The organism is Gordonia sputi NBRC 100414, from assembly GCF_000248055.1.
Taxonomy (GTDB): domain Bacteria; phylum Actinomycetota; class Actinomycetes; order Mycobacteriales; family Mycobacteriaceae; genus Gordonia; species Gordonia sputi.
In genome coordinates, this window is the sequence record NZ_BAFC01000003.1 from 1 (window position 1) to 21,588 (window position 21,588).

Consider the following 21,588-nt stretch of genomic DNA (forward strand, 5'->3'; position numbering starts at 1 on the left):
GACGACGCTCCCAAGCGCGAGTGGACCGCCATGCCCGCGGATGCCGCGCTGGTTCTGGCGACGCTACGAGATCGGTTGTGGCTGGCGCGTTCGGCCATCGGTCCCGCGCGCGGACCGGGCGGCGCCGACGACGGTCAGGGCGCGGCACGGTCGGCTGCGCTGACCTCCTTGGAAGAACTCCACGACACCGCAGTCCGCGTGCTCGGCGCCTTCGACGAACCCGACCCGGCGAAGCGACGCGACGTCGTCTGGGTGGCAGAAGAACGCACCGGCCGATCGGAATCGTCGACGCGCACCGTGCTGCACATCGCACCGCTGTCGGTCGGCGGACTGCTGCGCGCGACGCTGTTCACCGAGTCGACCGTCATCCTGACTTCCGCGACACTGACCATCGGCGGCTCCTTCGACGCTCTCGCCGCCACGTGGGGGCTGCCGGCAGCGGGCCGCGGCACCGACACCCCAGCCGCCGACGACATCGCGCTCGGCGACGCCCGCAACGACACACCCGCACGCGATGTCACCGCAACGGGCAGCGCTGCGCCCTCCGACGGTTCGCCGATGCGGTGGACGGGCCTCGACGCCGGCTCACCGTTCGACTACCCTCGCTCGGCGATCCTCTACGTCGCACGTCATCTCCCCCGACCTGGACGAGACTCCATCGCCCCCGCAACACTCGACGAGCTCGCCGCGCTCACCGAGGCCGCGGGTGGTCGCACGCTCGGGCTGTTCTCGTCGATGCGCGCCGCCCGCGAGGCCAGCGAGGCGCTTCGCGCGCGCAGCGACCTCCCCATCCTGTGCCAGGGCGACGACACCACCGCGGCGCTCGTCGCACGCTTCGCCGACGACCCGAGGACCTGCCTGTTCGGCACACTGTCGCTGTGGCAGGGCGTCGACGTCCCCGGCCCGTCGTTGTCGCTGGTGATCATCGACCGCATTCCGTTCCCGCGCCCCGACGATCCCCTACTCGGTGCCCGCCAGCGCGCAGTCACCTCGCGGGGAGGAAACGGATTCCTGTCGGTCGCAGCCAATCACGCTGCATTGCTGCTGGCGCAGGGCGCCGGGCGACTCCTGCGGTCGGTCGACGATCGCGGCGTGGTCGCCGTCCTCGATTCGCGTCTGGCGACGGCCGGATACGGCGGTTATCTTCTCGCATCCATGCCGCCGTTCTGGCGCACTACCGACCCCGACGTGGTCCGCGCGGCACTCGGCAGACTGGCCGCCGTACCGCTACGGTGAGTCTGACGCCCGGATTCGGCATCACGACCCGGCGACGTCACTAGTGTTGAACTCAACGCCACTAGAGTGAACGCAACACTGTGGGATCGATGAGGACTCCCGGCCCTGCGCGTGGCCGCTGACGAGAGGGGGCCGAAGTGATCGGCCGGATGGGCATCGACGACATCCAACCATTGGTCTCCGCAGGGCAATACCCTGCCAAATGCGTTGTCGGAGAATTGATCCCGATCAGCGCGACCGCGTGGCGAGAGGGACACGACGCGCTCGGGGTCACCCTGCACGTCGAAACGCCCTACCGCACCTCGTTCGACGTCCGCATGTCGCCCGCGACGGAACCCGATGCCTTCAACGCGGCCATCGTTCCCGACGCCGTCGGCTACTGGACCTTCCGCATCGAGGCGTGGAGTGATCCGTACGCGACGTGGCGGTCGGCGGTCACCAAGAAGATCGACGCCGGTCAGGGCGCGGAGGATCTCGCCAACGACCTCGAGACCGGTGCGCGGATTCTCGGCGAAGCGGCGCAACAGGTCGACGGTACCGACCGCCAGTTGTTGCTCGACGCCGTCGACTCACTTCGCTCGAGGCGCAGACGCGTCGAGAATCGCGTGGGAATCGCGTTGTCCGACGAGGTCGTCGACCTTCTCGACGCACATCCCGTGCGTGAACTCGTGACCAAGAGTCGTAATCTGCGGATCTGGACCGACCGACGCCGCGCGCTCTACGGATCGTGGTACGAGATGTTCCCGCGATCGACGGGCGGCTGGGACAACGACGGCAACCCCGTGCACGGCACGTTCCTGACCGCAGCTCAAGATCTCTCGCGCATCGCCGACATGGGATTCGATGTGGTCTACCTGCCACCGATCCACCCGATCGGCGAGGTCAATCGCAAGGGGCCCAACAACACGTTGGTCGCGGCACCGAACGACGTCGGGTCGCCGTGGGCGATCGGGTCGGCGCAGGGTGGTCACGACGCGATCCACCCACAGCTCGGCTCGCAGGAGGATTTCGAGTATTTCCTCTCTCGCGCAAGCGAACTCGGCATGGAGGTCGCGCTCGATCTGGCCCTGCAGACCGCCCCCGACCATCCGTGGGCGACCGAGCATCCCGACTGGTTCACCACCCTGCCGGACGGCACGATCGCCTATGCCGAGAATCCGCCGAAGAAGTACCAGGACATCTACCCACTGAACTTCGACAACGATCGCAACGGCATCTACCGCGCGGTACTCGAAGTGGTGCTCGCGTGGAACAAGTTGGGCGTCAAGATCTTTCGCGTCGACAACCCGCACACCAAGCCACCGAACTTCTGGGAGTGGCTGATCACCGAGGTCAAAAAGCGCGACCCCGACGTGCTGTTCCTCGCCGAGGCATTCACCAGACCTGCACTACTCTATGGCCTTGCACGCCTTGGTTTCACACAGTCCTACACCTACTTCACCTGGAAGACCGCGAAGTGGGAACTCGAGGAGTTCGGCCGCGAGATCGCCGCGCACGCCGACGAGTCGCGCCCCAACCTCTTCGTCAATACCCCCGACATCTTGCACGAGAGCCTGCAGCACGGCGGACCGGGCATGTTCGCGCTACGCGCGGCACTGGCCGCCACCTTGTCGCCGACCTGGGGTGTCTACAGCGGCTATGAGCTGTACGAGCACCTGCCCGTGCGCGAGGGCAGCGAGGAGTACCTCAACTCCGAGAAGTACGAACTCCGCCCACGCGACTACAAGGGAGCCGCGAGCCGTGGCGAGTCACTCGAACCATGGATCACCTCACTCAATGCGATCCGCCGACGCCATCCGGCCCTGCAGCAGTTGCGCGACATCACCTTTCACCACCTCGACAACCCGGCACTGATCGCCTACTCCAAGCTCGACCCGGTGTCAGGTGATCGTGTCGTCGTGGTGGTCAACATCAATCCGTTCGGTGCCGAGGAGTCGACGCTGTGGCTCGACATGCCCGCACTCGGATTCGACTGGCAGGAGCGCTTCGTCGGCACAGATGAGGTCTCCGGTGAGGAATTCGGTTGGGGCCAGGCGAATTACGTACGACTCGAACCGTGGCGCGCCGTCGCACACATCGTCGCCCTTCCACCCCTGAGTCCCGACGCCGCCCGCCGACTCTCCTACCGAATCCAGTGAGCACACCGTGACCAGCACGCAGCCCGATCCCTTCGCTTCCGACCACGACCTCCGACGTCTGATGGCGACGACGCATCCCGACCCGCACTCGTTCCTCGGCGCCCACGACGCCCCCGGGGGTAACACGATCCTGCGGACACTGCGTCCCAATGCGATCTCGGTATCGGCGGTGATCGGCGGCGTCGACTATCCGATGCACCATCAGACCGATGACCTGTTCGTCGTCACCGTGCCGATCACCGACCTCATCGACTACCGCTATCGAGTCGTCTACCCCGACGGGCACGGCGGCACAACAGAATTCGTCGTTGCCGACGGTTATCGGTTCCTCCCGAGCATCGGTGAGCTCGATCTGCATCTGTTCTCCGAGGGCAGGCACGAGGAGCTCTGGAAGGTTCTCGGCGCGCACACCGTCGTCTACACCACGCCAGACGGCGACGTGCCCGGCACGACGTTCTCGGTGTGGGCACCCAACGCGCACGGCGTCGTCGTGATCGGTGATTTCGACGGCTGGAGCGGACGGTCGACGCCCATGCGGTCAATGGGGCCATCGGGCGTGTGGGAGTTGTTCATCCCCGACGTCGGCGAGGGCACGCTGTACAAGTTTCGCATCCACGGCGCCGACGGCACCCTCCACGACAAGGCCGACCCGATGGCCAGGCGCACGGAGGTTCCGCCCGCCACCGCGTCGGTGGTCACGCATTCGGACTTCGTCTGGTCCGACGACGACTGGATCGACCGTCGGATCGAGAGCGAGCCGACACGTGAACCGATGAGCGTGTACGAGGTGCATCTGGGTTCATGGCGCAAGGGGCTCGACTATCGCGAACTCGCTGAGCAACTCGGCTCCTACGTGATCGAGAAGGGCTTCACCCACGTCGAGTTCCTGCCCGTCGCGGAACACCCGTTCGGTGGCTCGTGGGGATATCAGGTCACGTCGTACTACGCGCCGACAGCCCGCTTCGGCAAACCCGACGACTTCCGGTACCTCGTCGACCATCTGCATTCGTTGGGAATCTCGGTGCTCATCGACTGGGTCCCCGCACACTTCCCCAAGGACGAATGGGCGCTGGCCCGCTTCGACGGCACACCACTCTACGAGAACGCCGACCCGATGCGGGGCGAGCAGCTCGACTGGGGCACATACGTTTTCGACTTCGGTCGACGCGAAGTGCGCAACTTCCTTGTCGCCAACGCACTCTATTGGATCGACGAATTCCACGTCGACGGACTGCGCGTCGACGCGGTGGCATCGATGCTCTACCTCGATTACTCGCGGCCGGCGGGCGGCTGGCGGCCGAACATCTACGGCGGCAGAGAGAATCTCGAAGCCGTGCAGTTCCTGCAGGAGACCAACGCGACGGTCCACAAGCTCTTCCCCGGTGCGGTGACCGTCGCCGAGGAGTCGACGGCCTGGCCCGGCGTGACACGCATGACCGACCTCGGCGGACTGGGTTTCAGCCTCAAATGGAACATGGGCTGGATGCACGACACGCTGGGCTATCTGGGGCGCGACCAGATCCACCGCAGCTTCCATCACCACGAGATCACGTTCTCGCTGATGTACGCGTGGAGTGAGAACTTCGTGCTCCCGCTCTCACACGACGAGGTGGTGCACGGCAAGGGCACGCTGTGGAGCCGGATGCCCGGCGACTCCTGGACGAAAGCCGCAGGCGTGCGGGTGTTCCTCGCGTACCAGTGGTCGCACCCCGGAAAGCAACTGCTGTTCATGGGCCAGGAGTTCGGTCAGACCGCCGAGTGGGCCGACAACCGCAGCTTGGACTGGTATCAGCTACAAGGCTGGGAAGGCGAACTGCACCAGGGGATCTCGGCGCTGACCACCGATCTCAATCGCGTCTACCGCGAGCGTCCCGCCCTGTTCACGCAAGACACCGAGCCCCAGGGCTACGAGTGGATCGACGCGAACGACACCGCGAACAACGTCATCAGCTTCCTGCGATGGGGTTCCGACGGCTCGGTGGTGGCGTGCCTGTTCAATTTCTCCGGTGCAGACCGCAGCGACTACCGAGTGGGACTTCCCCGCGCCGGTACCTGGACCGAGATCCTCAACACCGACGCCGCCGCGTACAGCGGCGCGGGTAAGGGCAATCTGGGTGCGGTGCAGGCCGACGGCGAGGGCTGGCACGGGAGGCCGGTCTCGGCGTCGGTCACGATTCCTGCCAACTCGGCGATCTGGCTCGCACCGGCCTAGTGCCGGGTCTGTGCGCCACAACCGGCTCAGAACAGCGCGGCAGCCAGCTTTCGACGAGCGGCCACCACGAACGGCTCGGCCGGGTCGAACAGCTCGAACAGCTCGAGCAGTCGGGTCCGTGCACGGGTCCGGTCGTCGCCGGAGGTCACCTTCACAACGTCGATGATGCGCGCAAACGCTCCCTCCGGATCCTGACCGAGCAGCAGGACGTCCGCGGCCGCGAGTTGGGCGTCGACGTCTGTCGCGGCGGCATTCTCGACGATCGCTGGGTCATGAGCCTGGGCACGGAGCATGAAGTCGAGGTTGCGCACCAACGATGCGGCCTCGACGTTGTCGGGCTCGGCCTCGGCGATGGCGCGGTAGTCGGCGAGCGCACCGTCGAAGTCGCCCGCGTTCATCTTGTCCTCGGCGGCGACCATGCGCGGATCGTCGGCGATCTCCTGCTCTGCCTCGGGGGCAGGAGCCCCAGCGAGCGCACCGCCGACCTGGGCGAGGATCTGATCGATCCAGTCGACGATCTCGGCCTCCGGACGCGCGCCATTGAAAGCGGCGACGGGCTGACCGGCGGCGAGTGCGACAACCGTCGGAATCGACTGCACACCGAAGGCCTGCGCGATCTGCGGGTTCGCGTCGACATCGATCTTGGCGAGGACCCAGGCGCCGCCAGAGGCGTTGGCGAGCTTCTCCAACACCGGCGACAACTGCTTACACGGACCGCACCACTCCGCCCAGAGGTCGACCAGGACAAGCTGTCTCGTCGAGCGGGCGAGGACCTCGGTCTCGAAGGTCGCGTCCGTCACGTCGATCACGTTGCCGCCGGTCGGCGCCGCTCCAGCGCTGGGCCGCTGGGCTGCCGCGGCGGGTTGACGCGCCTGCGCTCGTTGCGCCTCGGCCTTCTCCTTCAGTGCGGAGAGGTCGACTGCACCTGACATGGCAACTGTCGCGGCGGCTTGCTGACGTGCTGCGGCGGCGGCCTGGGTGCGTGCTGCATTTCCCTGAGGCCTGGGGGTCGGTCGTGTCACCCCTCTAGTGTGCCACGGACGGCCCGACCACTCACCGGTCGTACGACCGGCGCTGCCACCAACGCGAAGACCAGCGCGCCGATTGCGGGTGTCAGGCCGACCGACACCCCCGAGTGACCCGCGATGAACCCGACGATCGCGGGTCCCGACAGCATCCCGATGTAGCCGCAGCCGACGACGGTAGAGATGGCACGTCCGCTCGACGACGTCGTGAGATTGCCTGCAGCCGTGAAGATCTGCGGGATCAGCCCGGCGAGACCGACGCTGAAGATGGTCCAGCCGACGATCGCGATGACCGGTTCGGGAGCGAGAATCGCCAAGGTGATTCCACAGATGCCGAGCGCCGAACCCACCCGCACCACCCAGACGGGGCCGAGCCGCCCAGCGATCGGGTCGATGCCGAAGCGGGCGATCGTCATCGCGGCACTGAACGCCCCGAACGCCACAGCGCCGACCGCGTCACGCGTACCGAAATCTTCGACGATCTGCAGCGCACTCCAGTCATATGCCGTTCCCTCGGCCAGCATGAGTGCGAACGCCACGGCCGCGAGGATTGCCAGTCGACGCAGGTCCAGTCCATGCCACCAACGCGCGCCTGTCGTCGACGCATCGTCGTCTGTCGACCCACCTGCCGCCGACGCCGAGGCCGAGGCCGCTTCGACCAATCCCCCACCGTCAGGCGCGACGAGCGAGCGGGCACACACCGCGACCAGCACCAACCCGAGTAGCGCCGACACCCCGACAGTCGCGACGACGCCGACCTGCGCCCACAACGTCGCGGCGACGACGAGCGACCCGGCAAGGCCGCCGAGCGAGAAGAATCCGTGAAACGACGACATGATCGGTCGGCGATACGCCCGTTCAACCGCGACGGCCTGGGCGTTCATCGAGACGTCGAGGCTTCCGTTGACGAACCCGAAGAGCACGAGCGCGACGGCGAGCTGACCGGTATTCGACGCCACCGCGGGCCCGATCATGACCGGACACAGCAGCGTAGCCGCGACCAAAGTCGTGGTGCGCGAACCGAATCTGTCGAGAGCATGCCCGCTGACCTGCATGCCGACGAACGCCGAGCCGCCGAGCAACAGCAGCAGCCCGCCGAGCTGCTCGTGCGAGGTGCCGGTGTGGGCGGTGATGACGGGAATGTGGGCCACCCACAGCGCTGCGAGAAAGCCGTTCAGGAAGAAGATCGCCGAGACCGCACCGCGCGCACTCGTCAGCGTGGATCGTCGAGCAGGCGCGCGGGCCGAGTCAGGACAGATGTCGCATCACCCGGTCGACCTTGCCGGTCAGTTCGTCGGTGTGGCCGGGGCGGACGTCGGCCTTGATGACGAGGCCCACACGCGGGGCGAGTTCGCCGACCGCGTCGGTGGCGCGTTTGATCACGTCCATCACCGCATCCCAGTCACCCTCGATGTAGGTGAACATCGCGGTGGTCTGGTGTGGAAGACCTGATTCGCGCACCACCCGCACGGCCGCCGCGACGGCTTCGCTCATGCCTCCGTCGTCACCGACGGCGTCGCCACCCGACGGCGTGAGACTGAATGCGGCGATCATGGTCGGCTCCTCTGCAAGTGATGCGGAATCGGAAGCGACCAGGGTCGCTTACCGGGACGTCATGCCGCGTACTGGGGCGTCGACTCGGCGTCGACCTGCCCCGACAGCTCGGCCAGGTGCCCGTTGCGGCGTGCCCACCACTCGAACACCAGCGTGCCGAACGGCGGGATGCTGGAGATCAGCGCGAGCGCGGTAACCGAGAGGCTCCACCGCAACGACACCGCGGTGACGATCGAGATCAGAACGAAGACGACGAAGACGATGCCGTGCACCATGCCGGGAACCGCGACGGCCTCGGTGTACCCGAGCACCCACTTGAAGAACATCGCCACCAACAGCGCGGCCCAGGTGATTGCCTCGAGTACGGCGACGAACCGGAAACGCTTGGCCGGGGTGGACAGGTCGAAGAATTGCCTCATATAACCCATTGTGCCTGACACGGATGCCTACTACGACAGGGCGTAGTAGGCATCCGTGATCACGAACGTGGTGAAGTTTCCTCAGGCCTTGGGCACGCGAATGATGAGCGCGTCACCCTGACCGCCCGCGCCGCAGAGCGCAGCAACACCGACGCCCCCGCCCCGACGCTGCAGTTCCAGCGCGAGGTGCAGCGTGATGCGTGCTCCGGACGTCCCGATGGGATGGCCGATCGCGATGGCCCCACCGTTGACGTTGACGATGTCGGGGTTGATGCCGAGCGCCTTGGTCGAGGCCAGTCCGACCGCGGCGAACGCCTCGTTGATCTCAACGAGGTCGAGATCGGCTGGCGTGATTCCCGCTCGCGCACAAGCCTTTTCGATGGCGTTGGCCGGCTGGAGCTGCAGCGAGGAGTCGGGGCCCGCAACCACTCCGTGCGGACCGATCTCGGCGAGCGGGGTCAGGCCGAGTTCTGCGGCCTTCGCCTTGCTCATCACGACGACGGCGGCGCCGCCGTCGGAGATCTGTGACGAGTTGCCCGCGGTGATGGTGCCGTCCTTGCGGAATGCCGGGCGCAGTCCCGCGAGAGTATCAGCAGTGGTGTCGGCGCGAATACCCTCGTCCTCGGAGAATTCGATCGGGTCGCCCTTGCGCTGCGGGATGCTCACGGGAACGACCTCGTCGGCGAAGAGTCCGTTCTTCCACGCGGTCGCGGCGAGCTGGTGGCTACGCGCGGCGAACTCGTCCTGCTCGGCGCGGGTGAAGCCATCGGTGTCGTTGCCCTGCTCGGTCAGCGCACCCATCGGCTGATCGGTGAAGGCGTCGTAGAGGCCGTCGAATGCGGTGTGGTCCACGAGCTCGGTGTTGCCGTACTTGAATCCGCTGCGGCTTCCCGGCAGCAGGTGCGGCGCCTGGGTCATGGACTCCTGGCCACCGGCCACGACGCACTCGAACTCACCGGCACGGATGAGCTGGTCGGCCAGCGCGATCGAGTCGATGCCGGACAAGCACATCTTGTTGATGGTCAGCGCGGGAACGTCCCACCCGATTCCGGCTTTCACCGATGTCTGGCGTGCGGGCATCTGTCCCGCGCCTGCGGTGAGCACCTGGCCCATGATCACGTAGTCGACAGCCGACGCCGGGACGCCTCCGCGTTCGAGCGCAGCCTTGATGGCGATCGCACCGAGATCGACACCGCTGAAACCCTTCAGCGAGCCGAGGAGCCGACCGAACGGCGTGCGCGCGCCGGCGACGATCACCGACGTCGCCTGATCTGTTGCCGGGGACATGAGGACCTCCAAGTACTGGGCAGCGACCAACCGAGCGGTCGCTCTGTTCGTATGACGCCTTAAACGTTACCTTTATCGCATGACGCCCTCATCATCCGTGCCCCCCGTCGAATCGGCAGTTGCATCTGATTCCGAAACCGCAGCCGCGGTCGGCTCCGCCGGCGCGACGGCACTCATCTCCGACCTTGTGGTGGCCATCGACCACGTCGGTATCGCGGTGCCCGATCTCGACGCCGCGAAGCAGTGGTACGCCGACCATCTGGGCTTCGTCACCCTGCACCAGGAGAAGAACGAGGAGCAGGGCGTCGAGGAGGCGATGATCGGACCCGCGGACTCGGGCACAGGCGCGGTCATCCAACTGCTCGCACCGGCGTCCGAGTCGTCGACGATCGCCAAGTTCCTCGATCGCAATGGACCAGGCTTGCAGCAGCTCGCCGTACGGGTCACCGACGTCGACGAGGTGGTGTCCCGCCTGACGTCCGCAGGGGTCCGCGTTCTGTATCCGGAGGCGCGACGCGGCACGGCCGACTCGCGAATCAACTTCGTTCATCCGAAGGATGCTGGCGGCGTGCTGCTCGAGCTCGTCGAACCCGCGGCCGACCACAGCGCTTCGACGCACTGACCCGCGCACTTCCGCGTCCACGGCAAATATTTGCCGAGGCGCACACGCGCTCGTACCAGACACAGCACCGCCACAGCACGGCCGACTAGACTGTCGAACCATGTCGAGCCAGGCTCCGAGGCAGCAACTCCCGTTCGCCGTCGTCATGCGCGGATACGATCGCGAGCAGGTCGCCGAGCGTTTCCGACGCATCGACGCCGACCTGCGAGTCCTCGCCGCCGACCGCGACGCCGCGACCGCCAACGCGCAAGAACTCGCCGCGCATCTGCACGAGGCCCGCGCGACGATCGAGGAACTCCGCCGCGAGGTCGACACCCTGTCTGTGCCACCCACGACGGCCCAGGGCATGAGCGAACGATTGAGTCGCATGCTGCAGCTCGCGTCCGACGAGGCGTCGGAGATGCGCGCAGAAGCAGGCGCCGAGGCCGCCGAGACGGTGTCGGTGGCGCGTCAGGAAGCAGCGGAACTCGGCAAGAACTCACGTGAAGATGCCGACCGAATCCTGTCCGAGGCACAGGCCAGGGCTGAATCGATCGTGGCTGACGCCGAGAACAAGGCGTCCGGCATCGTCGCCGAGGCGGAACAGCACGCATCTGACCTACGCACCGACGCGGAGTCGATCCACGCCAAGGCAAAGGCCGACGCCGCGGAGTCGGACCGGTTGTGCAGCGAACGCGCAGCGGCGATGGAAGCCGAGCACACGGCGACGATGAACGCGGCACGTACCCAGGCCTCCCAACTGGTCGCCAAGGCTCATGCGGACGCCGACGAACTGGCGCGACAGAGCAAGCAGACGCGCACCGAGGAACGCCGCCACCACGACATGACCCTCGCCGAGGAGCGTCGACAAGCATTGGCCGAGGCCAAGCAGATTCGCGACACCGCCCGCGACATCGCCATCGAGCGACTGGCGGGCGCCCGCAATCTCTCGGCGAAGGCCGACGACGCGCGCACGCAGGTCCTTGAGGAGTTCGAGGAGATCCGCAAGAAGCTCAACGAGATCCAGCGCGAGTTCGACACGTTCCCCGACACGCTGCGTCCTGCCGAAGACATCGACTACACGTCGTTGTCGGATGCCGACGACTCCGAACTGCTCAACCGGATACTGTCCGAGCGCGCCCGCTTCAGCACGGGCGACTGACGCCGCGGCGCCTCAGAACAACCGGAACTCGGTACTCTCCGCTCCCCGCAGAGCGTCGTAATCCAGGACGACGCAACGGATTCCGCGGTCGGTCGCCAGCGTGCGCGCCTGTGGTTTGATCTGCTGGGCCGCGAAGACGCCACTGACGGGTGCGAGCAACGGATCGCGGTTGAGGAGTTCGAGGTAACGGGTCAGTTGTTCGACGCCGTCGATCTCGCCGCGACGTTTGATCTCGACGGCGACGGTCGCACCCTGCGCATCCCTGCACAGAATGTCGACGGGCCCGATTGCCGTCATGTACTCGCGCCTGATCAGCGTGTGACCGGGTCCGAGCGTCTCGACGTGCTCGGCGAGCAACTCCTGCAGGTGCGCCTCGACGCCGTCCTTGACCAGGCCGGGATCGATGCCCAGTTCATGCGACGAGTCGTGCTCTATCGACGCGAGCGTGATGCGCAGCTCCTCGCCGGCCTTGTTGGTCACCACCCAGTACGCCTCGACCGACTCATGCAGCGCTGCGACCTCGTCGGGAACCTGCGCCTCGGTCAACCAGCAGGGCGGACTCATCCAGTTCAGCGGTTTGTAGGCGCGATCGTCGGCATGCACGCTCACCGAGCCGTCGGACTTGATGAGCAGCAACCGTTTGGCCATGGGCAGATGAGCCGTCAGTCGGCCGACGTAGTCCACTTGGCATTCCGCGATCACCAGACGCACACCGGGCAGCTTATCGGCCGCGCGCGTTGACCAACACGACCCCCGACCCCCGGCGAGCCACCACGGCGCCGCGTCAGGCGTTGCGGTAGTGCTTCAGCAGGAACTGTTCGGCGTCGTCGACGGCGTCGGCCATGGACGAGTGCACGTGCGGGAGCGTGGGATCGAGTCCCTGCAACTGGGCCGGTACGGCGAGGTTGTGGACGAAGGAGTCCGACCGGTGTCGCTCGACACTCGCGCGCACCTCGCCGTCGGGGTCGACGAGAATGATGCGTTTACCGTTGTCGTCGGCCGAGTTCTTGACGGCGAGCATCATCGTGCGGGCAACCGGATCGATCACCCCGACACGCGAGATCTCGATGATCACGACGTCGACACGCTCGATGTCCTCCTCGACGCGCCGCAGTGCGCTCTCCGCGCTGCCGAACGTCAGGTCGCCCTGCAACTCGTACACTCGGACACGGTCGCGGCAGGTGCGCAGGAAGCTGCGCTCCTCCTCCGTCCAGTCGTCGCCGACGGAGAAGTCGGCGATGTCGTAGGTCGCTCTGATCGCGACCCGGTTCTCGCGGGTCACGTTGAACATGTGGAGCCCGAGGTCGGTCGACAGGTGCTCGCACGTGTCGACGCCGCGCACGCTGTTGCCGTGCTCATCAAGTCGAGGCGAGTAGACACCGATGCCCAGCTGGCCGGGCAGCACCGCCAGGATGCCGCCTCCCACACCACTTTTCGCAGGCATTCCGACTGCCGTCACCCAGTCGCCCGCGGCGTCGTACATGCCGCACGTGGTCATCACGCTCAGCAACCGCTGTGCGACCTCCTGGCTGAACACTCGCCGTCCCGTGCGCGGGTTGGCCCCACCGCAGGCGATCGTCGTACCCATGACGGCGAGGTCGCTGGTGGTGACATCGATCGCGCACTGACGAAAATAGAGCGCGATCGCGGCGTCGGGGTGGGTGTCGAGTCCGCCGAAGCTGTCGAGCATGTAGGCGATCGCGCGGTTACGCGACCCAGTCGCCGCCTCCGACTCGAAGACGCTCTCGTTCAGGGTCAACTGTCGTCCCGCGCATGCCGAGTAGAAGGCGAGGATCTCCTCGAAGGTCTTCTCCACGACATCGGGATCGACGTCGCGAACCGGCGGAAGGAGCAACGACGATGCGACGATCGCACCCGCGTTGATCATCGCGTTCTTGGGACGCCGGCGCGAGTCGACGCTGATCTGGTTGAACGCCTCACCCGACGGCTCGACACCGATCTTCGCGTCGACCTCCGTCGGGCCCAATCGGCTCAGCGCCATCGCGTAGGTCAGCGGCTTGGACACCGACTGGATGGTGAACGCGGTCCCCGAGTCACCGAGCGAGTAGAGATAGCCGTCGTGCATGGCGACCGAGAGCCCGTAGCCGTCGGGATCAACCGCCGCGAGTTCGGGGATGTAGTCGGCCACCTCCCCCGTCCGATCGTCCACGCAGTCGGACATGATCTTGCGAAGGTAGCCATCCACATGCGAAATCGTCACGCACCGACCGTAACCCGCGGAGGTTCACGGGTCGAGGATTCACCGGTCGAGTGACCGCGCCGAGTCGTCGACAGACGTGATGTCGACGCCTGGGGCGAACCGGTACGGATTCGCGCTGAGCACGCCGCCGAGACTCCTTCGCAGACGCGACATCTCGGCACGCACGGTCACGGTGCGGTCGTCGGTGCCGAAGAGTTGCTCCGACATCGCGGCTGCACTCAACCCGTCGGGGTGGGCGGCGAGCAACGCCAGAATCTCCGCGTGCCGCGGCGACGGACGGTGGGTCCACGAGCCCGTCGCGCCCGATACCCGCACTGTCGGCGGGTGATCGCCTGCGAGATCGAGTTCGACGAGTGTCGTCGTCGGGTCGCGGTCGTCGGCGACGCGCACGAGCCATCCACCGGGCAACGGTTCGAACTCGCACGCGCCCAGCGCGTGCAACCACGCGCGCCCGGGTTGCGGGCTTCGCGGTAGTGCCAGTCGCGAGCACGGTGCAACCGAGTCGACCGCCGCCACCCAACCGTCGGCGTCGACGGCGAGCGCAGGCCCGGACGAACGCGCGAGGATCGGAGCCGCGATCGCCCTCAGCTCGTCGAGCCTGCGTCGATGATGTTCGCGCAGTTGAGATTCGGCGAGTTTCGCAACTGCACTCACGAGCGCCAGCGTCGTCGGGTGAATGGTTGCGGCAGGGCCACTGACGTCGACGACGCCGAGCACCGCATCCGTTCTCGGGTCGCGGATCGGCGCACCCGTGCACGTCCAGGTGTGGTGTGTTCGAACGAAGTGCTCGGCGGAGAAAACCTGCACGGGGCCTCCGGACATCAACGCGGTTCCAATGGCGTTGGTGCCGACGGACCGCTCTCCCCAATCCGCGCCCTCGACGAATCCGAGACGATCTGCCCGGTGCAACACGCGGGTCTGACCTCCGCGCCAGAGGACGTGTCCCGCGGCGTCGGCGATCACGAGAATGTTGTCGCCGTCGGCGATCACGGCGTCGAGTCCGCCGGTCAGATCGTCGAGAACGAGTGTCAGCGGCGACTGTGCACGACGCGCCTCGAGGTCTGCGGCACCGATGAGATTCTCCGCGCTGCCGCGCTCCGGGTCGACACCCGCGTGCAGGACTCGTCGCCAGGACTCGCCGATCACGTCGCGCGGACGCGCCGGCGGGCGATTGCCCGACATCGCGGCGTCGTACACGGCGGCGAGGACGGCGGCATAGTGCCGCGGGTCGTCGCCCGCGCCGACTGCGGGCTCGCCCGCTCTGGCTGGTGATGTAGCGGTCATCACCAGAGATTGTGCTCCCGATCACAGTCGGACCGCAAAGAACTCCGCGGATGCAACCCGCTGCAACCCTTGCCCACCCCACCCACTCCCGAGTGTGCTGTGCATCACACCCGCCGGGCCCAACGGACCGGCAGAGATGAGGAGAAGCAATGACTCAGACGCTTGAACCCCATACGTCCACGCCGACCACCGGACGAGACGAGACGACCCATCGGACACCGGCCGAACGCGTCGACCGCTGGCTCGCCGACTTCGAATCGGCACTTCGATCACGCGACATCGCCGCGGCGACCTCGATGTTCGCGACCGACTGCTACTGGCGTGACCTCGTGGCCTTCACGTGGAATCTCAAAACCGTCGAGGGGCGCGAGCAGCTCGCGGACATGCTCACAGCGCGCCTCGACGACACCGACCCGGAGTCGTTCACCGCCACCGAGACCCCGACCGAGGACGACGGCGTGGTGACCGCGTTTCTCGAGTTCGAGACCGCAACGGGTCGCGGCGAAGGCTTGCTGCGGCTCCGACGGACGGCCGACGGTGACGACGACCGCGACGAGGCCTGGACACTGCTCACCACCCTCCAGGAACTGACGGGGTACGAGGAGCGCCGCGGCGCGAGCAGAGTGCTGGGCGCGGTACACGGGTCCGAGCCCGACGCACGGTCGTGGGCCGAACGCCGCGAGGCCGAGGAGGCGGAGCTCGGTCGATCGAGCCAGCCCTATGTGCTCGTCGTCGGCGGCGGCCAGGGTGGCATCGCGCTCGGTGCGCGGCTGCGGCAACTCGGCGTTCCGTCGATCGTCGTCGACAGTCACGACCGACCGGGCGACCAGTGGCGCGGACGGTACAAGACGCTGTGTCTGCACGATCCGGTCTGGTACGACCACCTGCCCTACCTCCCCTTCCCCGAGAACTGGCCCGTCTTCGCGCCCAAGGACAAAATCGGCGACTGGCTCGAGTTCTATACGCGCGTCATGGAGGTTCCCTATTGGTCGAAGACCACCTGCACGTCGGCGAGCTACGACGAGCAGGCCGGACACTGGACCGTCGAGGTCGATCGCGACGGGGAGCACCTCACACTCACCCCGACCCAGCTCGTCCTCGCGACCGGAATGTCGGGCAAGCCCAACGTCCCGTCCTTCTCCGGCCAGGACGTGTTCGCCGGCGAGCAGCACCACTCGAGTCAGCACCCGGGACCCGACGGCTTCGCGGGCAAACGCGTCGTCGTGGTCGGTGCCAACAACTCGGCACACGACATCTGTAAAGCGTTGGTGGAGAACGGGATCGACACCACGATGATCCAGCGATCGTCGACACACATCGTGAAGTCGGACTCACTCATGGAGATCGGCCTCGGTGCGCTCTACAGCGAGCAGGCAGTGGCGTCGGGCATGACGACGAAGAAGGCCGACCTCACGTTCGCCTCGCTGCCCTACCGGATCATGCACGAGTTCCAGATCCCGCTCTACGACCAGATCCGTGAGCGCGACAAGGACTTCTACGCTCGGCTTGAAGCTGCGGGATTCGACCTCGACTTCGGCGACGACGACTCGGGACTGTTCATGAAGTACCTGCGTCGCGGCTCGGGCTACTACATTGACGTCGGTGCGTGCGAGCTGGTCGCCGACGGCACCATCAAGCTCGCTCACGGACAGGTCGATCACCTCACCGAGAACTCCGTGGTGCTCGCCGACGGCACAGAGCTTCCGGCAGACGTCGTGGTCTACGCAACCGGGTACGGCTCGATGAACGGATGGGCGGCCGACCTGATCGGTCAGGATGTCGCCGATCGGGTGGGCAAGGTGTGGGGACTCGGCTCCGACACCACCAAGGACCCCGGGCCATGGGAGGGCGAGCAACGCAACATGTGGAAGCCGACCCAACAGCCGGGCCTGTGGTTCCACGGCGGCAACCTGCACCAGTCCCGCCACTACTCGCTGTACCTCGCGCTGCAACTCAAGGCGCGTTTCGAGGGCATCGACACCCCCGTCTACGACCTGCAGGAGGTCCACCACCTGAGCTGACGAGTCGTCGAGTCCCTCCGTTTGACTGGCCAGAATGTCCTGCGTACCTCTTGGGCGCAGGACATTCTGGCCAGTGCGCCCGGAAGTGGCCCAGCGCACAGTGAGTCCACTGCCGTGAATCTCGAACCGCTCGTACCCTGCTGGCGCCACCCTCCCGAGCCGACCGAACGGAGCGCATCACCATGACCAACCCCAGGCCCAACCTGCTGGTCGCCTACCTCGCAACCCCCGGCGGCGAGGATGCACTGGCCTTGGGCGCACAGTTGGCCCAATCCTTCGACGCCGACCTGAAGATCTGTCTGGTGGTGCCGCCGTCCACACCGGCCGAACAGGCCGTGGCGCCGGGCGACTTCCAGGAGATCCTGGACAGACAGGCCGCGACCTGGCTCGACGAAGCGCTGCGCACATTGCCCGACGGTGTCGACGGCGAAGGCTATGTCGCCGAGTATGAGAACGCCGCGGAGGGCCTGTCGATCGAGGCGACACGGCTGAACTCGTCGATGATCGTCGTCGGCGGGTCCGGAGGCGGAATCCTCGGGCGTCACACGCTCGGTTCCGTTGTGACCGATCTCGTGCACACCTCGGGCACCCCGGTTGCGGTGACTCCCCGGGGCCTACGCGAAATCGTCTCGCCGGTTACGCGCATCACGTGCGCGGTGGGTCGACGACCGGGCGTCGAAGCGCTGTTGCAGGCGGCGACGCGGGCGTGCACGGCCGCCGACGTCCCGCTCCGATTGTTGTCGCTGCTGCCCGTCGACGACGGCCTCTCGAGCGATCCGACGAAGGATTCCGAGGCCCGCCGCGTGGTGAACGAGCACCTCGAACGCACTGTCGCCGCAGCGCGTGCCGACCTGCCGGACGGGCATCCGGTCACCACCGCCATCGCGACCGGCAAGACCGTCGAAGATGCTGCGGCGTCGCTGGATTGGGAACCGGGCGACCTCATCTATGTCGGTTCGAGCCGACTCGCGCAGCCATTCCACCTGTTCCTCGGGTCCACCGCGGCCAAGATGCTGCGGGTGCTCGCCGTTCCCATGATCGTCGTCCCCCGCGGCGCCTGACACCGGAGATCTGCAGAGATGAGTTCGTCCCCATCGTCGCCAACCGAATCGCCCGACCCTGCGCCGTCCACCCCGAGCACGTCCGACCCGAACACGTCTGACCCAGGCGCGTCGAACCCTGTCACCATCGAAACGAACAGCAAGGGACTCGCGTCGGGGAAGGTAGGGGTGTTCTCGGGCGCCGTCCTCGGGATTTCGACGGTGGCCCCCGGCTACACGCTCACCGCGAGCATCGGACTGATCGTCGCGGCGGTCGGCCTCAAGATGCCCGCGATCTTCATCGCCGGTTTCATCCCGATGTTCCTCACCGCATACGCCTACCGGGAACTCAACAAGGACACCCCCGACTGCGGAGCGTCGTTCACCTGGTCCACCAAGGCATTCGGACCGTACGTGGGCTGGATGTGCGGCTGGGGAATGGTCGTGGCGACCATCATCGTGTTGTCGAATCTCGCGGCGATCGGCGTGCAGTTCTTCTACCTGATCATCGCCCAGATCTTCGACAAGCCGTCGATCGCCGATCTCGGCACCAACAAGCTCGTGAACATCGTGACGACGCTGGTGCTCCTCGCGATAGCCACGTGGGTATCGATGCGCGGGATCACCACGAGCGAACGACTTCAGTACGTACTGGTCGGTTTTCAGCTCATCGTGTTGTTCGCGTTCGCCATCATCGCGTTCGTCAAAGTCGCCGACGGATCCGCGCCCGCGGGACTACATTTCGACATCGACTGGTTCAATCCGTTTACCGGGCTGACCATCTCCGCCTTCGCGGTCGGGCTCACCGGATCGATCTTCGCCTTCTGGGGTTGGGACACCTGCCTCACGCTCGGCGAGGAATCCAAAGATCCCAAACGCACCCCGGGGCGTGCCGGGCTGCTGTGCGTGATGTCGATCCTCCTCACCTATCTGCTCGTGGCGGTCGCGGTGATGATGTATGCGGGCGTCGGCACCGACGGGGTCGGGTTGGGCAACGAGAACAACGCCGAGAATGTCTTTGGCGCACTGGCCGATCCGATCCTGGGACGATGGGGCGGCGTCCTGCTGTTCGCCGCAATCCTGGTCTCGTCGATCGCCAGCCTGCAGACAACCTTCCTGCCTGTCGCGCGCACCATGCTCGCCATGGGCAGCTACGGAGCTTTTCCGAAGAAGGTCGCCGAGATCAGCCCGCGCTTCCTGTCACCGTCGTTCGCGGCGCTCGTCGCCGGCATCGTCACAGCGGTCTTCTACACGGCGGTGACACTCCTGTCCGAGCGCACTTTGATCGACACCATCGCAGCGCTGGGCATCATGATCTGCTGGTACTACGGCATCACGGCGTTCGCGTGCGTCTGGTACATCCGTCGCGAGCTCTTCTCATCCGTGCACAACTTCTTCTTCAAGTTCTTGTTCCCGCTGTTGGGCGGTGCCGCACTGATCGTGGTGTTCGTCATCTCGGTCGGCGAGAGCATGAATCCCGACAACGGTAGTGGCGCTTCGATATTCGGCGTCGGACTTGTCTTCTACATCGGTTTCGGATTGCTGGTGCTCGGACTCTTCGTGATGCTCTACCTACGCATGCGACAGCCGGCGTTCTTCCGGGGCGAAACGCTTCCCCGCTCGCTGCCCGTCTCGTCGGACGCAGACAGCGGCTAGGTGTCGAGAGCGGTCACAGGGTGACGGCGCTGTGCACGGCGATGTCGCTCTCGACGAGCAACTCCGTGGTGTGCGCGATGTGATCGCGCAGCGCGGTCACTGCGCCGTCGGCGTCGCGCGCGAGCGCCAACTCCATCATTCGACGATGCTCGCCGTCGAGATCGCGATTCTTCTCCCGACCCAGGGGCTGCGACCACCGGCGATAGAGCTCGGCCTCGTCGCGCAGCCCGTTGGCCAACTGTAGGAGCTTCTTGTTCCCACACCCGTCGAGCAGTGCGCGGTGAAACGCCGCGTGCGCCAAGGCCCAGTCATCGGTCACGCGGACCGGATCGTCGTCGGTGAGGTAGCGCGTACCGACCATACGGTGATGAGCAGCGACGACCGATGACTCCCATGCGAGGTCGCCGTCGCCGATGGCACGGCCGAACACCAGTCCCTCGAGTTCGAGGCGCGCGTCTGTCAGCTCACGTAGACGAGGAATGGAAATCTCGGTGACCGCGTACCCGACGTTGGGTTCGTTGGTGACGAGCCCCTCCAGTGACAACCGAGTGAGTGCCTCGCGAATCACACTCATGCTCGCATCACATTCCGCGGCGAGCGCCCCGAACTTCAGTCGGTCCCCCGGCAGATAACGGCCGCCGAGGATCTCGCCGCGCAACTGCGCGTAGACGAGGTCGCCTCGCGTCTGCTTCGCCTTCGCTGTTGCCATGGTCACAACCATAACCCACTTTTATCCGCATCAGTGTCTGATCGACATATTTTCGAAAATAACCTGCACTGACGAATATGAGGGAGTAGACCAGAGGTCAGTGACTGTGACACCGATCACCTCCTGGCATCGATGCGCAGCAATACGAGGAAGTGAGCGATCATGCGTCTGGGAGTTCTCGAGAAGCGCGCTGTGCTGGTCGACAGCGGACACCGGCTGGCAATCGACGTCGCCGAGGCCAGCGACGGACGGTTCGGTCCGTCGATCACCGCGATCTACGACGTCTGGGACGATTTCGCCGCCTGGGCTCGTGACATCGACCCCACCAACGGCAGCGTCTTCGATGCCACGCTGGAGAATCCGATTCCCGAGCCCGCGCAGGTCTTCGCCATCGGCCTCAACTACGCCGAGCACGCAGCGGAGTCGAAGTACGACGTCCCCGACTTCCCGCCCGTGTTCACCAAGTACCGCACGTCGCTTGCCGGTCCGGTCGGCGTCGTCGAATTGACGGGCCCCAAGATCGACTGGGAGGTCGAGTTGGTCGCGGTGATCGGCCGTGCGGCGCATCGTGTCAGCGAAGCGGACGGTTGGGATCATGTTGCGGGACTGACCATCGGCCAGGACATCTCCGACCGCGAAACCCAATTCAACGCGCACCCACCGCAGTTCAGTCTCGGCAAGTCGTACCCGGGGTACGCCCCGATGGGACCGGTCGTCGTCACGCCGGACGAGTTCGCCGACCGCGACGACCTCGAACTCAGCTGCGACGTCAACGGAGAACAGATGCAGAAGGGCCGGACGTCGGAGATGATCTTCTCTGTCCCGCAACTGGTCTCGCGTCTATCGCACATCACGCCGCTCCTCCCGGGCGACATCATCTTCACGGGCACACCATCCGGCGTCGGCATGGGCAGAACGCCGCAGCGATTCCTCACCGACGGCGATGTCCTCACCTCTCGGATCGCCGACATCGGCGAGATCGAGCAGCGTTTCGTCGCCACGGCAGAGACGCGGTGATCGACG

General features: G+C 66.1%; 18 protein-coding genes. 9 read left to right on the top strand and 9 right to left on the bottom strand.

From position 1 onward, the window contains the following. From GOSPT_RS24175 to glgB, 3 genes are all read left to right on the top strand, one after another. On the top strand, positions 1–1,236 hold a 1,236-nt coding region (locus GOSPT_RS24175), incomplete at its 5' end, for an ATP-dependent DNA helicase (protein ID WP_005201709.1). A 137-nt stretch (positions 1,237–1,373) separates the two neighbouring features. Then, on the top strand, positions 1,374–3,374 hold the full coding sequence (locus tag GOSPT_RS00025) for a maltotransferase domain-containing protein (RefSeq protein WP_005201712.1): 2,001 nt from the start codon (positions 1,374–1,376) through the stop codon (positions 3,372–3,374). A gap of 7 nt (positions 3,375–3,381) precedes the next feature. After that, positions 3,382–5,586, top strand: a complete 2,205-nt coding sequence (gene glgB / locus GOSPT_RS00030) for a 1,4-alpha-glucan branching protein GlgB (RefSeq protein ID WP_005201714.1) — start codon at positions 3,382–3,384, stop codon at positions 5,584–5,586. 26 nt (positions 5,587–5,612) lie between these two features. On the opposite strand, the gene trxA is transcribed toward glgB, so the two are convergent. From trxA to GOSPT_RS00055, 5 genes are all read right to left on the bottom strand, one after another. Continuing rightward, positions 5,613–6,518 (bottom strand): thioredoxin, encoded by a 906-nt coding sequence (gene trxA, locus GOSPT_RS00035; protein ID WP_005201716.1) that lies wholly within the window; start codon positions 6,516–6,518, stop codon positions 5,613–5,615. An 86-nt stretch (positions 6,519–6,604) separates the two neighbouring features. Then, positions 6,605–7,828, bottom strand: coding sequence for an MFS transporter (locus GOSPT_RS00040; protein ID WP_085941905.1), 1,224 nt, complete (start codon positions 7,826–7,828; stop codon positions 6,605–6,607). A 31-nt stretch (positions 7,829–7,859) separates the two neighbouring features. After that, positions 7,860–8,165: a thiamine-binding protein gene (locus GOSPT_RS00045; RefSeq protein ID WP_005201720.1), complete on the bottom strand. Its 306-nt coding sequence runs from the start codon at positions 8,163–8,165 to the stop codon at positions 7,860–7,862. 59 nt (positions 8,166–8,224) lie between these two features. Next, positions 8,225–8,593: a DUF3817 domain-containing protein gene (locus GOSPT_RS00050; RefSeq protein WP_039854076.1), complete on the bottom strand. Its 369-nt coding sequence runs from the start codon at positions 8,591–8,593 to the stop codon at positions 8,225–8,227. A 72-nt stretch (positions 8,594–8,665) separates the two neighbouring features. Then, on the bottom strand, positions 8,666–9,871 hold the full coding sequence (locus tag GOSPT_RS00055; RefSeq protein WP_005201725.1) for an acetyl-CoA C-acetyltransferase: 1,206 nt from the start codon (positions 9,869–9,871) through the stop codon (positions 8,666–8,668). Between the two features lie 79 nt (positions 9,872–9,950). Between GOSPT_RS00055 and mce the strand changes: the two genes are divergently transcribed. Together mce and GOSPT_RS00065 are read left to right on the top strand one after the other, a co-directional pair. Next, positions 9,951–10,493, top strand: a complete 543-nt coding sequence (gene mce / locus GOSPT_RS00060) for a methylmalonyl-CoA epimerase (protein ID WP_005201727.1) — start codon at positions 9,951–9,953, stop codon at positions 10,491–10,493. 100 nt (positions 10,494–10,593) lie between these two features. Continuing rightward, positions 10,594–11,634 (top strand): coiled-coil domain-containing protein, encoded by a 1,041-nt coding sequence (locus GOSPT_RS00065; protein ID WP_005201729.1) that lies wholly within the window; start codon positions 10,594–10,596, stop codon positions 11,632–11,634. A 12-nt stretch (positions 11,635–11,646) separates the two neighbouring features. Here the strand turns inward: GOSPT_RS00065 and nucS are convergent, their stop codons facing one another. The 3 genes from nucS to GOSPT_RS00080 all read right to left on the bottom strand — a co-directional run bounded on the left by nucS (position 11,647) and on the right by GOSPT_RS00080 (position 15,139). Continuing rightward, entirely contained in the window at positions 11,647–12,345 is a 699-nt protein-coding gene (gene nucS / locus GOSPT_RS00070; RefSeq protein WP_005201730.1) for an endonuclease NucS, read from the bottom strand. Positions 12,346–12,418: 73 nt separating this feature from the next. Then, positions 12,419–13,855: a glutaminase A gene (gene glsA / locus GOSPT_RS00075; protein ID WP_039854079.1), complete on the bottom strand. Its 1,437-nt coding sequence runs from the start codon at positions 13,853–13,855 to the stop codon at positions 12,419–12,421. Positions 13,856–13,894: 39 nt separating this feature from the next. Then, the gene (locus GOSPT_RS00080; RefSeq protein ID WP_039854082.1) at positions 13,895–15,139 is read right to left on the bottom strand and encodes a helix-turn-helix domain-containing protein; all 1,245 of its coding nucleotides are present in this window, start codon (positions 15,137–15,139) and stop codon (positions 13,895–13,897) included. Between the two features lie 149 nt (positions 15,140–15,288). Between GOSPT_RS00080 and GOSPT_RS00085 the strand changes: the two genes are divergently transcribed. The 3 genes from GOSPT_RS00085 to GOSPT_RS00095 all read left to right on the top strand — a co-directional run bounded on the left by GOSPT_RS00085 (position 15,289) and on the right by GOSPT_RS00095 (position 19,856). Beyond that, positions 15,289–17,160, top strand: a complete 1,872-nt coding sequence (locus GOSPT_RS00085) for an NAD(P)/FAD-dependent oxidoreductase (RefSeq protein WP_005201734.1) — start codon at positions 15,289–15,291, stop codon at positions 17,158–17,160. A 182-nt stretch (positions 17,161–17,342) separates the two neighbouring features. Further along, positions 17,343–18,221 carry a universal stress protein gene (locus tag GOSPT_RS00090; protein WP_005201735.1) on the top strand — a complete coding sequence of 293 codons (879 nt, stop codon included), beginning with the start codon at positions 17,343–17,345 and terminating at the stop codon, positions 18,219–18,221. A gap of 18 nt (positions 18,222–18,239) precedes the next feature. Beyond that, complete coding sequence (locus GOSPT_RS00095) at positions 18,240–19,856, top strand: APC family permease (RefSeq protein ID WP_005201736.1); 1,617 nt, start codon at positions 18,240–18,242, stop codon at positions 19,854–19,856. A 13-nt stretch (positions 19,857–19,869) separates the two neighbouring features. On the opposite strand, the gene GOSPT_RS00100 is transcribed toward GOSPT_RS00095, so the two are convergent. Further along, positions 19,870–20,565, bottom strand: a complete 696-nt coding sequence (locus GOSPT_RS00100; RefSeq protein WP_039854092.1) for a GntR family transcriptional regulator — start codon at positions 20,563–20,565, stop codon at positions 19,870–19,872. 162 nt (positions 20,566–20,727) lie between these two features. On the opposite strand from GOSPT_RS00100, the gene GOSPT_RS00105 reads away from it, so the two are divergent. Next, positions 20,728–21,582 carry a fumarylacetoacetate hydrolase family protein gene (locus tag GOSPT_RS00105; protein ID WP_005201739.1) on the top strand — a complete coding sequence of 285 codons (855 nt, stop codon included), beginning with the start codon at positions 20,728–20,730 and terminating at the stop codon, positions 21,580–21,582. Positions 21,583–21,588: the final 6 nt, after the last annotated feature.